Source organism: Arthrobacter sp. TJ-266 (genome assembly GCF_058269115.1).
The window spans coordinates 469,979-482,325 of the sequence record NZ_JBZCNC010000004.1 but is presented as its reverse complement, the minus strand read 5'-3'; the positions used below and the strand labels follow the sequence as shown (position 1 = coordinate 482,325).

At 69.0% G+C, this 12,347-nt stretch carries 18 protein-coding genes; 13 read left to right on the top strand and 5 right to left on the bottom strand.

What is annotated here, in order from left to right; all coding sequences use genetic code 11:
- Nucleotides 1-23 precede the first annotated feature (23 nt).
- The 10 genes from AC4D12_RS13915 to AC4D12_RS13870 all read left to right on the top strand — a co-directional run bounded on the left by AC4D12_RS13915 (nt 24) and on the right by AC4D12_RS13870 (nt 4,341).
- Nucleotides 24-494: an Asp23/Gls24 family envelope stress response protein gene (locus tag AC4D12_RS13915; RefSeq protein WP_490950527.1), complete on the top strand. Its 471-nt coding sequence runs from the start codon at nt 24-26 to the stop codon at nt 492-494.
- A 69-nt stretch (nt 495-563) separates the two neighbouring features.
- Nucleotides 564-746, top strand: coding sequence for a DUF2273 domain-containing protein (locus tag AC4D12_RS13910; protein ID WP_490950526.1), 183 nt, complete (start codon nt 564-566; stop codon nt 744-746).
- Between the two features lie 5 nt (nt 747-751).
- Complete coding sequence (locus AC4D12_RS13905; protein WP_490950525.1) at nt 752-1,141, top strand: Asp23/Gls24 family envelope stress response protein; 390 nt, start codon at nt 752-754, stop codon at nt 1,139-1,141.
- Nucleotides 1,138-1,698, top strand: a complete 561-nt coding sequence (locus tag AC4D12_RS13900) for a DUF6286 domain-containing protein (protein WP_490950524.1) — start codon at nt 1,138-1,140, stop codon at nt 1,696-1,698. The genes AC4D12_RS13905 and AC4D12_RS13900 overlap by 4 nt, the downstream gene beginning before the upstream one ends.
- A gap of 78 nt (nt 1,699-1,776) precedes the next feature.
- Complete coding sequence (locus tag AC4D12_RS13895; RefSeq protein ID WP_490950523.1) at nt 1,777-2,379, top strand: hypothetical protein; 603 nt, start codon at nt 1,777-1,779, stop codon at nt 2,377-2,379.
- A gap of 53 nt (nt 2,380-2,432) precedes the next feature.
- Nucleotides 2,433-2,630 carry a CsbD family protein gene (locus AC4D12_RS13890; protein ID WP_490950522.1) on the top strand — a complete coding sequence of 66 codons (198 nt, stop codon included), beginning with the start codon at nt 2,433-2,435 and terminating at the stop codon, nt 2,628-2,630.
- Between the two features lie 164 nt (nt 2,631-2,794).
- Complete coding sequence (locus tag AC4D12_RS13885; RefSeq protein ID WP_490950521.1) at nt 2,795-3,253, top strand: DUF3817 domain-containing protein; 459 nt, start codon at nt 2,795-2,797, stop codon at nt 3,251-3,253.
- Nucleotides 3,254-3,258: 5 nt separating this feature from the next.
- On the top strand, nt 3,259-3,627 hold the full coding sequence (locus tag AC4D12_RS13880) for a 2-polyprenylphenol hydroxylase (protein WP_490950520.1): 369 nt from the start codon (nt 3,259-3,261) through the stop codon (nt 3,625-3,627).
- Nucleotides 3,620-3,889 carry a DUF3253 domain-containing protein gene (locus AC4D12_RS13875; protein ID WP_490950519.1) on the top strand — a complete coding sequence of 90 codons (270 nt, stop codon included), beginning with the start codon at nt 3,620-3,622 and terminating at the stop codon, nt 3,887-3,889. The genes AC4D12_RS13880 and AC4D12_RS13875 overlap by 8 nt, the downstream gene beginning before the upstream one ends.
- A gap of 32 nt (nt 3,890-3,921) precedes the next feature.
- Nucleotides 3,922-4,341 (top strand): RidA family protein, encoded by a 420-nt coding sequence (locus tag AC4D12_RS13870; protein WP_490950518.1) that lies wholly within the window; start codon nt 3,922-3,924, stop codon nt 4,339-4,341.
- A gap of 134 nt (nt 4,342-4,475) precedes the next feature.
- Here AC4D12_RS13870 and AC4D12_RS13865 read toward each other — a convergent pair whose 3' ends face one another.
- From AC4D12_RS13865 to AC4D12_RS13855, 3 genes are all read right to left on the bottom strand, one after another.
- The gene (locus AC4D12_RS13865) at nt 4,476-5,996 is read right to left on the bottom strand and encodes a signal peptidase I (protein WP_490950517.1); all 1,521 of its coding nucleotides are present in this window, start codon (nt 5,994-5,996) and stop codon (nt 4,476-4,478) included.
- Between the two features lie 126 nt (nt 5,997-6,122).
- The gene (locus tag AC4D12_RS13860) at nt 6,123-6,512 is read right to left on the bottom strand and encodes a hypothetical protein (RefSeq protein ID WP_490950516.1); all 390 of its coding nucleotides are present in this window, start codon (nt 6,510-6,512) and stop codon (nt 6,123-6,125) included.
- A 386-nt stretch (nt 6,513-6,898) separates the two neighbouring features.
- Nucleotides 6,899-7,927 (bottom strand): isopenicillin N synthase family dioxygenase, encoded by a 1,029-nt coding sequence (locus tag AC4D12_RS13855; protein ID WP_490950515.1) that lies wholly within the window; start codon nt 7,925-7,927, stop codon nt 6,899-6,901.
- A gap of 219 nt (nt 7,928-8,146) precedes the next feature.
- Here AC4D12_RS13855 and AC4D12_RS13850 point away from each other — a divergent pair, with 219 nt between their 5' ends.
- From AC4D12_RS13850 to AC4D12_RS13840, 3 genes are read left to right on the top strand one after another with little or no spacing between them, the layout of a single operon-like run.
- On the top strand, nt 8,147-8,467 hold the full coding sequence (locus tag AC4D12_RS13850) for a putative quinol monooxygenase (RefSeq protein ID WP_490950514.1): 321 nt from the start codon (nt 8,147-8,149) through the stop codon (nt 8,465-8,467).
- A complete protein-coding gene (locus AC4D12_RS13845) occupies nt 8,457-9,080 on the top strand; it encodes a chloramphenicol phosphotransferase CPT family protein (protein ID WP_490950660.1) in 624 nt (207 codons plus the stop codon). The genes AC4D12_RS13850 and AC4D12_RS13845 overlap by 11 nt, the downstream gene beginning before the upstream one ends.
- Before the next feature lie 4 nt (nt 9,081-9,084).
- On the top strand, nt 9,085-9,714 hold the full coding sequence (locus AC4D12_RS13840) for a GNAT family N-acetyltransferase (protein WP_490950513.1): 630 nt from the start codon (nt 9,085-9,087) through the stop codon (nt 9,712-9,714).
- A 70-nt stretch (nt 9,715-9,784) separates the two neighbouring features.
- Here the strand turns inward: AC4D12_RS13840 and AC4D12_RS13835 are convergent, their stop codons facing one another.
- Both AC4D12_RS13835 and AC4D12_RS13830 read right to left on the bottom strand, forming a co-directional pair.
- Nucleotides 9,785-10,366 (bottom strand): GNAT family N-acetyltransferase, encoded by a 582-nt coding sequence (locus AC4D12_RS13835; protein WP_490950512.1) that lies wholly within the window; start codon nt 10,364-10,366, stop codon nt 9,785-9,787.
- 76 nt (nt 10,367-10,442) lie between these two features.
- On the bottom strand, nt 10,443-12,245 hold the full coding sequence (locus AC4D12_RS13830) for a bifunctional metallophosphatase/5'-nucleotidase (RefSeq protein ID WP_490950511.1): 1,803 nt from the start codon (nt 12,243-12,245) through the stop codon (nt 10,443-10,445).
- Nucleotides 12,246-12,347 lie beyond the last annotated feature (102 nt).

The window sequence follows — 12,347 nt, the reverse complement described above, 5'->3', positions numbered from 1 at the left end:
ATCGACAGAGAAGGAAACGCATCATGGCCGAGACAGTGACCGCCCAGAAGTCCACCCCGAGCACGGAGTCCGCCGCCGTCCGCAAGGGCCCGCTGCAGACCGAGAAGGGCGACACCACCATCGCGGAGACCGTCGTCCAGAAGCTCGCCGGTGTCGCCACCCGCGAGGTACCCGGCGTCTTCGCCATGGGCAACGCGGCACGCCGCGCCTTCAACCAGATCACCGAGCGCATCCCGGGCTCGCAGACCAACGTCAGCGGTGGCGTGAGCGTCGAGAAGGGCGAGCGCCAGACGGCGATCGACGTCAGCATCGTCGTGGACTACGGCAGCTCGATCGTCGAGGTGAGCGAGAACATCCGCCGCAACGTCGTGAACTCCGTGGAGCGCGCCACGGGGCTCGAGGTCATCGAGGTGAACGTCAACGTCACCGACGTGCACCTGCCGGGTGACGAGGACGACGCCGAGACCTCGGGTCGCGGCACCGAGCTCGAGTAGCACCTCCGTGCGGCGGGCGCTCCGTCCGCCGCACCTTCCTTCCCCTCTCCCATCAGACAGGACAGCATCATGTCGCGCAGCACCATCGGATTGTTCGTAGGTCTCCTCCTGGGGATCGTCGCCGTGTTCGGCGGGTTCCTCCAGTTCATCGCCGTCGTCTTCTTCGGCGCGGTGGGCCTCGCCATCGGCCGCTACCTCGAGGGCAAGCTGGACGTGCAGGACCTCCTGAACCGCCGCAGCTCGAACGGGTGAGCGCCATGAGGACCACCACCGATCCGCAGGCGCCGGATGCGGCGCAGCGCGGACACCTCGTCATGAAGGAGAAGGTGCTGCGGAAGATCGCCAGCCAGGCCGCCTCCGAGCTGCCGTTCATCGGCGGCAGGTCCGGCGGGGTCCTGGGGCTCGGAGCCTCCGGTGACCTGGACGCCAGGCCCAGTGCCGACGTCGAACTCAACGGCACCATCGCGTACGTCTCCCTGACGGTCGCGATGCAGTACCCGGCGCCGCTCCGTGCGGGGTCCGAGGCGCTCCGCCGCCACGTCACGGACGTCCTCGAACGCACGACGGCGGTGCACGTGGGACGCATCGACGTCACCATCGCCTCGCTCGAGAACGGTTCCGCCGGCAAGGGAAGGACGCTCGCATGAGTACCGCATCGGCACACAAGCTGCCCCGCCGGCCCAGCCGGACGCTCCCGGCCACGCTCACAGCCATCGTGCTCGTCGCCGCCGGGGCAGGCCTCGTCTGGCTCGGGGTGTCCGCGCTCACGGGGGACACCTCTCTTGCCGAAGGCGCCCTCTCGACCACCACGGCCGTGACGTGGGGCTCCACCGCCCTCTACGCCGCCGCGGCGGTGGCCGCGGTGATCGGCCTGGTACTCCTGCTGGCGGCGTTGCTGCCGGGGCGGCGCACCGCGCTCACAGCGGGAACCACCTGGCACGGTATGGACGGCACCACGACGGTCATGGGACGCTCCGCCGTCGAGCGCCTCGCGACGGCCCGCGCCGAGCGGGTGGACGGCGTCTCGGCCGCCCGCGCCCAGCTCCGGGGCGGAAGACTGAAGCTCTCCCTGTCCACGTACCTCGTGTCCACAGGTGAACTCCAGGCCACGGTCAGGGACGTCGTCCAGTCTTCGGTGGACGATCTCGGCCTGAAGCCCGCGCCCAGGGTCAGGGTGCGCGCCAGGACGGAGCACCATGACTGACCTGACCCCGGACCCCACCACCGCGCATCCCGGTACGCCGGACATCATCCCCAGGCACACCCTCGGAAGGAGACGATCATGAGGCAATCACCCGCACGGCTCAACAGGTTCTGGCTCGCCGTCATCGGCCTCGTGCTCCTCATCGGAGCGGCAGCACTCCTCGCAGCCACGCTGGGCCTCCTCGGCTCGGTGGTCCAGGGCGCGCCGACCCCCTCGAGCGGCACGCCAGTGATCGGGTTCGACCCCGTGGCCACGGCAGCCGCACCCGCACTGCAGGGTGGGCTGGTCGCCGCAGGCGTGATCCTCGCGGTCCTCGGACTGGCGTGGCTCGCCGCACAGGTGCCCCGCCGCCGTCGTGCCCGGGTGTACCGGCTGCACGCCGCCGATGACAACGGCCTCGTGACGCTGAACCCGGCCCTCCTCGAGGGGACCCTGAACGCCGATGTGGAGCAGCTGCCGGACGTACAGAAGGCGAGGAGCGTGCTCCGGGGAAGTGCCGGGGCGCCGGACATCACCATCCGCGCCACGCTGAACCACAGGGCCGAGATCGCGGAGACCGTGGCCTCGATCCGTGGAGGCGCCGTGGAGCGCCTCGCGTCGTCGCTCGAAGCCGTGCCGCGCACGGTGGCCATCATCATCGACGTCTCCACGGCGTCGAGAACCAGGAACGTTACGCAGTAACGCATCGCCGGGGATCCCCCCGGGGACGAGAACGGAACAGGGAAGGACGCATCATGAGCTTCATCGACAAGGCGAAGAACAAGGCCGAGGAACTCGCGGGCAAGGCCAAGGAGGCCGCCGGCGACGCCACGAACAACCAGGACCTCAAGGCGGAGGGCCAGGCCGACCAGGCCTCGGCCACCACCAAGCAGGCCGGCGAGAACGTCAAGGACGCCGCGTCCGACGTGAAAACCGCCTTCAAGGGCAAGTAGTCCCGCGGAAAGGGCCCCGGAGCATCGGCTCCGGGGCCCTCTTCATGTCCGGCTCCGTAGCCTTCTCCGTGCCCGCTCTGTTCCCGGCTCTCTTCCCGGCGATCAGGAGGCGGGGCGGCTGATGGGAGGATGGAACCACCATGCAGAGCCGACCAGGAGGACCGATGAACCCCCGCACCCTGTTCAGGACCGTTGCCGTCGCGGAAGCGATCACGTGGGCGTTCCTGCTGCTGGGCATGTTCTTCAAGTACGTCACGCGCACCACCGAGGCGCTGGTGCCACCCGCCGGTGCGGTGCACGGCTTCGTCTTCCTCTGCTTCGTCCTGACGGTCGCATTCGTCTGGATCAACCAGCGCTGGTCCCCGGTGACGGGCCTGCTCGGCCTCGCCTCCGCCGTCGTCCCCTTCGCCACCATCCCCTACGAGCGCTGGATCGAACGGAAGGGCCGGCTCGCCGGTTCCTGGCGCCTCGCCCCCGGCGGTGAGCACCCCCGCAACCTCCTGGAGCAGCTGCAGGCATGGGTGCTCCGAGCGCCCCTGACGGCCGTGTTCGTGGCGATCGTCGGGGTCTCCGTGGTGTTCACGGTCCTGCTGCTCATCGGCCCGCCCGGGTCCGCGAGCTGACCGCCGTGAGTGATCTCGCAGGCAGCTCCGACGACGAGCGCTTCTTCCTGCACAGCGGCCGCCGCTGGCGGAAGACCGACCCCTCCCTGCCCGACGACGTGAAGGCGCGCCTGATGTCCCACCTCGGGCGCGGACGCTCGGGAGTGCGCAACAGTGCGAAGGGCGACGACGGCGCGGCACTGCCACGGGCACGCCGCACGGTGCAGCTCGCGAAGGAGGGGCTGGGGGAGCGCGGCACGCCGTGGTGGGAGCAGACCGCCGCCCAGCGGAGAGCCCGGTGGACGGGCGCCCTGGAGCAGCTCGAGGCCCTGCAGGCGAGGAACCAGGCGCCGCAACCGCCCGCGGAGCAGGTGCAGGACGACGGCGATGCCTGACCGTCCCTCGGACGAGGATCTGCGCGCGGAGATCCTGCGCATCGCCGAGCAGCGGGGCTGTGATAGGACGCTCTGCCCGTCCGATGCGGCACGCAGCATCGGGGGAGACGCCTGGCGCGACCTCATGCCGGCGGCTCGGCGGATCGCCTTCGGGCTCGCGGACGAGGGCCTCGTCGACGTCACGCAGAAGGGTGAGCCGGTGGAGGCCGACGTGCGCGGGCCCATCCGCATCCGCTGGATCGACGGCGGAACCGTGCCGTGACCCCCGTTCCTCCTCCGCTGGGTCTCGCGGCCGTGCCCTACGCCTACGCGTCCACCGTTGCGCCGTCGTCGAGCCTTGTCTTCTGCGCTGGTGCCTGTCCGCTCACAGATGCCGGCGACGTGGAGGGTGATTCCTTCGCGGAGCAGGCCGTGCTGGCGCTTCGGAACCTCGAGCGTGTTCTGCAGCTGTCGGGTGGTGGGCTCGCGGACGTGGTTCAGTTGCGGGTGCTCGTCGCCTCGGCGGATCGACAAGGACTCGTCGAGGCCTGGGACGCGTTGGTCGGTGTGATGGGGGCAATGCCGCCGAGCACGCTCATGGGTGTCACCGTGCTGGGCTATCCCCGTCAGAAGGTGGAGCTCGAAGCCGTGGCGGTGGTTCGAGGCTTTACGCCGGATTGCCGGCCCGCCTCCGATTGCTCGACGCCGAGCGTCTCGGGGACTCGCAGCTGGTAAGGCTGCACTACGCGTTCGACGGCAGTACCGGCGCGTGACCTCGTGTCCTCGGGCGAGGGTGGGCAGAGTGAAGCGACGGCAGGTGTCCGGATCGACGGGATCAGGCGCGCGACGGGCGCTCCCGATAGGCGGGGTCAGCGCTCCTGATGCGCGTCGACGAGGTCGAGCTCCGATTCGCTCGATGAGTCGATGGGAGCCGGTCGGTAGCGGTAGGTGATGTTCTCATCCTGGACGATGAAGGTCTCCATGCCGCTGCGGGACCAGTGCAGCACGAGCAGGCCGTAGCGTTCGGCAAGTTTCGCCAGTGTCGGGAAGGTGGTGACATCGATGACCGGCCGCCCCTGCGGTGCCGGCATGGGATGCACGCGCACCAGCAACGCGGCATAGCGGCGCCGGATTGCTGCGGCTTCGTCCTCCGGAGTGATCCGGCGGGCCAGGACCGTGAGGATAGTTCCGGTGATGATGGCTGCGGCCAGCAGTACTGCCGAAAGAACGCGAGCTGCTGCAGCGCTGATGCCGACCCCGTTGACGCCGACCGTCCGGGACACGAGCGCCGTCTGCTGCGCGCCGGCGGTGTCCGTGACGGACAGGCTGTCTGCGCCCCCGGGGAGGGTGAGCGCCAGGGGCGCCAGGTCGAGGTTCAGCGCGGGCCGGAACGTTGCTCCCGTTTCGGTGGCCACTTCGGGCACCAGGGCGACCGAGACGGGGCCCATCGGCAGGCCCGCGGCAACCGCACCAGCCTCGGCCCTCGCCTCGAGTGCGTCGAGGTCCAGTTGGATGGTTCCTTCGTGCTCGCTGCCGGTGAAGGTGGCGGGCTCGGAGAGGGGCACGGTCGACTGCCAACCACCCTGCATCGACAGCTCGGCGAGCACGGTCACGGTTCCGGCATCGCCGGAGTAGCTGTAGCGGACATCGACGGTATCGGCACGCGTCCGGAAGATCGGGTCCGGTGACGTTGCGGTGGTGGCATCGTAGGCCGGGCTCTCGCCGACAGCGGCGGTGTAGGAAAAATCCATGCGCGTGCCGGCTTCGACCAGCGCTGTGGACGGGACCTGCAGGGGGGCTGACCAGCCCAGCGCGCCGAGGGTGACGCCGACGACGGCGGACGCGGCGCAGAGGGCGGCAGGAACGCGTAGCGGTGCAGGAAGCATTCCCAGGGGCTGGTACGCGGTTGATGGGCTGGCGGAGTGCTGGGCCATGGCTGCTTTCCTTCGCTTGCGCTGTTTCCGTGTGGTCACGGCGCTGCCGGCGGTCACGAGGCCGAAGGCCACCAGGCCGAGGACCGGAGGGCTCGTGAGGGTCCGGAGCCACACGCCGCCCTGGGGGATGTGGAGGACGGCCCGGCCCACGAGGTCTTCACCGCTCGGTTGGATCGGGTCGATGGACTGGTTGTTGTCGCCCTGGAAGATGAACGCGCTGCTGTCGCCGTCGATGATCCGGTGAAGGGCCACCTCATCCTTGTCAGGGAGGTCGTAGGCGGCGATGTCACCCACGCCGTACGAGGCTGCCCGGGCGACGACGACGAGATCGCCCTCGTGGTAGACCGGGTTCATGCTGACGCCGTGCGTGATGACCACTGCGGCTTGACCACTGACCAGCACAAGCGCTGCGCATGTCGCCACGGCAGCGAGCAGTACCAGCCCTACATTGCTCATTCTCTGGATCAAGGGTGAAGCCACTGCTAACCCCCAGGGGCTCGGCCAGTTCGTTCTGCAGGTCACGACCTGGGGGCAACGGAATGGGCGACCGGCCCTCGGAGCCGGCCACCCAGTGGACCGCTACTAGCTGACGGTGACGGAAGCGCTCTCGACCCCGGTCTGGCTCGTACCCGCGGCTGCGTCACAGACTGACTTGTTGCTGGTTGCGTCCACCGCCGAGCACGTGAAGACTGCGGCGGTGCCGCCGGTCAGAGCGAGCGTGACTGCCTTGGTATCGGCGCCTTCAGCGAAGGTCAGCGTCACCTTATTGACGGCCGTCTTCGTGGTGTCATCGACGAATCCGTACTGCAGATTGGTGAGGGTTGCGCCGGTGACAGCCTGCGACACCGTGCCGCCGACGAACTGGCTCGCGCCAGCCGTAGTGCTGAGACCGGTGCCGGTGAAGGCGGAACCGGCAGCGACAGCGAGACCGGTGACGGACAGGGCGGTGATGATCTTTGCGGACTTACGCATGACAGGGCCTCTTCCTGGTGGGAATCCGGCACCCGGGACGGGGCACCGTCGTGGCTGTAATTCCAGCTACAGCCACATGTCGAGGAACAGGATCCACACGATCTGTGGACTGGTTTCCCTCAACGAGCACCAACGTAGACGCGACTTTGCCTAGCGTTCACTTTCCTTGCCCTAGCCTGCGCTGATCCTTGTCGACCGGCACAGAATCAGCGTTGATCCTTACCTCACGATCGTCATTGGTGGCGCAAAAGCTCGGAATTCGACCAGCCCTTCGCCGCGCGAGGAACGGAGGACCAGCGGCACGGCTGTGCCACGCAGTGCGCACGACGACGGTGGCACTCGAAGTGAGTGCCGCCGTCGTCGTTCGTTGTCCCGGGGTCGCGCGGTCAGCGCGCCGCCAGCTCGGGGTAGTGGAGTTCGGTGACGTCCGGGTGGGCACGCAGGCGGCCCTTCAGCATGTTCGAGCCGTAGGAGGAGAGCATGGGGTTGTCGGGATCGTCGGAGAGTCCGCGCGCCGCGGCGCGGAGGTCCTCGGTCAACGGCACCGGCTCGATCACGGCATCGAGCCGCGGCGACCAGAAGAACGGGATGGCGTAACGGTCCACCCCGGGGGCGGGCGCTGTGACGCGGTGGATGGTCGCGGCGAGGTAGCCCTCGGTGGCGACCTCGAGCATCTCGCCCAGGTTGACGACGAGCGCCCCCGGGATGGGCGTCACCGGCACCCATTCGGTGGTTCCGTGCGGCAGCACCTCGAGGCCGCCCACCTCGTCCTGCAGGAGGAGTGTCACGAAGCCGTAGTCGGCATGGGAGCCCACGCCCTGGGAGCCGGCACCCTCGACGACGCCGCCGACGTAGTGCACGAGTTTGGCCATCCATGCAGGAGTCCCCTCGAAGGGCTCCGCGAAGTAGTCCTCGGGGAGGTGGAGGGCCACGGCGATCGCGGAGAGCAGTTCGGCGCCCACCGAGGACATCAGGGCCGCCCACTCCATGGCTCGGTGCTCGAGCTCGGGAAGGGTGTGGCGGGGCCACAGGTTCGGGCCCTGCAGGAGCCAGAACGGCTCGTCCGCGGGGTAGTCCGCTACGGGTTCGCGCTCCGGGGAGAAGTCGATCTGCTCGCGGGCGTCCGGGCGGCCACGGGTGATCTCCGTCCCGAGACCCGCGTAGCCGCGGAAGTGGGGCGAGGTGCGGTTGTGGATGGCCAGGCGTTCCTCGAGGGGGAGGTCGAAGAAGCGGCGCGTGATGGAGAACAGGTCGTCCACCTGGGTGGGGGCGGCGCCGTAGTTCACGATGTGGAAGAAGCCGACCGTGTGCGCGGCGTCGCGCAGGGCCTCGATGAAGTCGGGGGAGAAGGTGCCGTCGGCGGATCGCGCCGTGCTGAGGTCGAGGGTGGGGATGCTTCCCTGTGTGTGCTGCATTCCGGCGAGGCTACGCCCGGTGGCCGGGCCTCCTCACGTTTGCATTACGCCGTATTGCACTTGCCGGGGTACTGCCCGTGAGCGGGGGTGCCTCGCGGTGGGACAGGGAGGTGTACCGTCCCCGGTGCCGGTGATCAACATACGGAGACGGCGCATGCACGCCGCCGGTGCAGCGCCTAGGTTGGAGGAGTACCCGACCCCGCACCGGAAGGCATCCCCATGATTTTCATCGTCGTCAAGTTCACCGTGAAGCCGGAGTGGAGCGAGCGCTGGATCGAGCACACCCGCGACTTCACGGAGGCGACCCGCCAGGAACCGGGCAACCTGTGGTTCGAGTGGTCGCGCAGCGTCGATGATCCCCACACCTTCGTGCTCGTCGAAGCCTTCCAGGACGACGCCGCCGAGGCCCACGTGAACAGCGCCCACTTCTCGCAGGCCATGCAGGACATGCCGCAGGCGCTGGTGGAGACACCGCAGATCATCAGCGAGCGCATCGCCGCGGAGGGCTGGGGCCGCATGGGTGAGCTGACTGTCGCCTGATCCGGACGCGGTCCGGGGGTTCCGTCCATCCGTCCTCGTCCTCAACGGCGGATCGAGCGCGGGCACGTCGTCGATCGCACGCGCGCTCCAGGAGATCCTCCCGGGACCATGGTTGACCTTCGGGGTGGACACGTTCATCGACGCCCTTCCCGGACGAGGCGAGCACGCTGCATCCGGTATCACGTTCCACCGGAATGGGAGTATCACCTTCACCGAGGAGCACAGGCGGCTCGAACGCTGCTGGTACGCGGGACTCCGCGCGATGGCAGCCGCCGGAGCTCCCCTGATCCTCGACGAGGTGCTGCTCTCCGGCGGCGCGGGGCAGGAGCGGCTCCGCTCGCTGTTCGGGACCGAGGGCATCGTGTGGGTGGGCGTGCACTGCGACCCCGAGGTCGCTGCTGCACGGGAGGCCGACCGCCCCGACCGCGTCGCGGGCATGGCGAGGCGGCAGGCGCTGAGCGTGCACGACGGCGTGAGCTACGACCTCGCCGTCGACACGACGGATCGCTCGCCGGAGGCGTGCGCGGCGGACATCGCACGGTTCCTCGGGACCGCCCCGGCTTCCCGGGGGACGATCGCGGACCCCGGACCGCGCCTCCCGCCCGTACAGTGACCGCATGCCCGTCACAGCAGACAGTGCCTCCTCAGCTCAAGAGCTCCCGCCGTCGGCCCTGACCGGAGGCGGGACCGACGACGCCGTCCGGCCCACCGCCGAGCACACCGCTCGCGGCGTGGTCACCCTCCGGTACCTGACCGCGACGGACGAGCCCGTCATCGCCGATGCGCAGCAGGAACTCGCGGCGGAGGGCTTCGAGTTCCTCCTCGGGTACCGGCCGGGGAAACCCTGGGAGCAGTACCTCGACGAACTGGACCAGGAACGGCGGGGCCAGGATCTGCGCCCCGGCCGTGTCGCCGCGTCCTACTTCGTGGCCGAGGTGTCCGGCCAGGTGGTGGGCCGCGTCTCGATCCGCCACTCCCTCAACCCCTTCCTGGAGGCGGTCGGCGGACACATCGGCTACGCGGTGCGCCCGCACGCCCGTCGCCGCGGCTACGCGACGCAGATCCTGGACCTGTCACTCGTGGAGGCACACGATCTCGGGATCGGGAGGGCACTCGTGACCTGCGATCCGGACAACGACGGATCGCGAACCGTCATCGAGCGGTGCGGTGGGGTGCTCGACGAGGACGCCGGGCCCTTCCCCGGTGCGCCCGCGAAGCTGCGCTACTGGATAGCCACCGGCCGGTGATTCCATCCGTGGGGAGCCCGTTACGGAGGTGCATCCGCGCGGCGAAACGTGGCGTTCACGGGGAAGGTCGTCAGCCGCGCGACGCCGTAGGGGGTAGCGGCTGCTCGAGGATGTAGTCGTCCTCGAAGCGCTCACCCAGACGGAACCGCTTCGACCCCACGCGGCGGAACCCGTGCTTCTCGTAGAACCTGATGGCGCGCGCGTTCTCCTGGTTGACCCCGAGCCACACGCCCGCGTAGCCCGAGTCGGCGGCCACACCGAGGGTCGCGGCCATGAGGGCCGCAGCCGCACCGCGACCGTGCTGGTCGGGATGCACGTAGAACTTGCTGAGTTCGACAGTCGGGGTGAGGGACAGCGCGGAGAGCACATCGGCGTCCCCGGGCTGATCGAGCACCACCATGCTCCACCCGCTGATCGTCGACCCGCTGATGTCCGACCCGCTGACGCCTGTCGCGTCGCGGAGGCAGAGGATGGTGTGCCCGGGACGCGCGACCAGGTCCGTGAAGCGCTCCGGTGAGAGATGCGTGCTGATGTGGTCGGCGATGTCCTCGGGCCGCGAGCCCGCGGGGCAGGCGAGCGGGAAGGTGATTGCCGCGCAGGCGGCGAGGGCTTCGGCGTCGTCCGCTGTTGCCCGTGAGATCTCGATGGTCATCCGTCCAATCTAGGGGAGCACAGCAGAAGGGTCCGGACCGTGAGGTCCGGACCCTTCCGGGAACAACGGGTGTGCGTCAGTCGAAGACGGGCGCGCCGTTGCGGGTGAGCTCCCAGTTCTCCTCGAAGAAGGAGGCGGGGTCGATACTGCCTTCGGCGATCAGGTAGTCGATGAGCAGCTGACGGATCTCCGTGGTCTGGTTCACCAGCACGGGAGCCGTCGCGATGTGCGGGAAGTTCCCGCCGCCGGACTGCCGGTAGTTGTTGGTGGCCACGGCGAAGCGCTGCACCGGATCGATCGGCGCATCGTTGTAGCTGAGGTTCACGATGCGCTGGCCCACCGGCTTGCTGATGTCGATCTGGTAGGAGACGCCGGACATCATGTCGTAGTTGTAGTCGGGCGTGCCGCCCGCGTTGGTCAGGGTCGCCGGGTCGACGGGCGCTCCGGCGGCGGTCTGGGTGAAGTACCGCGCCGAGTACTCGAGGTAGTCCTTGACCTGTGCGCCGGTCAGCTCGACGCCGAACAGGGTGTTCGGGAAGACGTACAGCCCGGCCATGTCACGGATGGTGACGGGCCCGGCGGGGATGACGGCCGCCCGGTTGAACGGTGCCACGATGGAGAGCACGGGCAGGTCCGCGTTCGGCGTCCCGTCAAGGGCCCTGTCCACGGCCTGGGCCTGAACCGTGTTGACGAAGTCCATCACCGCGGTGTCGCGGAAGCGGGAATCGGCCGCGGACATCGTCTCGGTCGCGGTGCCGATGGCGGTGTTGACGTAGTCGATGGTGGTGCGGTGCTGCTCGGCGGCGATCGCGGAGATCGTCGGATCCGCCTCGACCGTGTTGCTGTTCAGCAGCTCGGAGTTCGCCGACACCACGTCCCACTGGCCGCGGACCTTGGCGAGTTCGAAGTCCATGACGGAGAGGCGCTGGCCCCAGTTCTTCGGCTCGGTCAGGAGGACCTGCTCACCGGTCTGCTTGTTGGTCACGAAGGTCTCGGCGATCTCGCGGTGCTCGTGGCCCGCGAGGATGGCGTCGATGCCCGGCACCTGCTCCGCGATGAGCGTCGAGGCGTTCTCGACGGGGAGGCCCGCGCCGTAGGACGAGGTTCCGGACGGGCCGGAGTGGGAGCTGACGACGACGACGTCGGCGCCGGCGGCGCGCATCTCCGGCACGTACTTCTTCGCCTGCTCCACCATGTCGAGGAAGCGGAGCTCGCCCTCGACGTTGTTCTTGTCCCAGATGGCGCTGCCCGGCGTGGTGAGGCCGAGGATCCCGACCTGGATGGGCTTCTGGCCCTTCACCTTGACGGTCTTCAGGACGTACGGCGTGAAGGCGTCCTCGCCCGTGGTCCAGTCCTTGACGTTCGCGCCGAGCACCGGGAAGTCCAGCTGGCCCTCGTAGGCGCGCAGCAGTGACACGCCGTAGTTGAACTCGTGGTTGCCGAGCGTGGTGGCGTCGTAGTCCATGGCGTTCATGGCCGCGGCCATGGGGTGCGTCTCGCCGGTCTCGTCGACGGGCTCGACGTTCGCGAAGTAGTCGGTGAGGGACGTGCCCTGGATGGTGTCGCCGTTGTCGATCAGCAGCGTGGAGTCGGCGCCGCGATCGGCGCGCACCTGGTTGACGAGCGTGGAGATCTTCGCCAGGCCGACGTCGTTGCCGGCCGCGTCCGTGTACTCCGCGTTGGTGAAGTAGTCCCAGTTCTCGATGTAGCCGTGGAGGTCGCTGGTGCCCATCACGGTGATCGTGGTGGTCGACGTCGTGGGGCCCTTGGCACCGCCGGGTGCGGCGGTGGCTGCGGGCGCGAGGGTCAGCGCTGCGGCGCAGCCGATGGCTACCGCCGCGATGGCGCGGCGGGGGCCGTTGGTGAAGCTTTGTGACACGGTCAATCAACTCCTGGTGTGGGTGCGGTGGCGTCAGCATACAGAGAGCAGGTGACACACTGATGACGGCAGTCTTGCGGCGGGTGAACAGTGCCCGCGCGC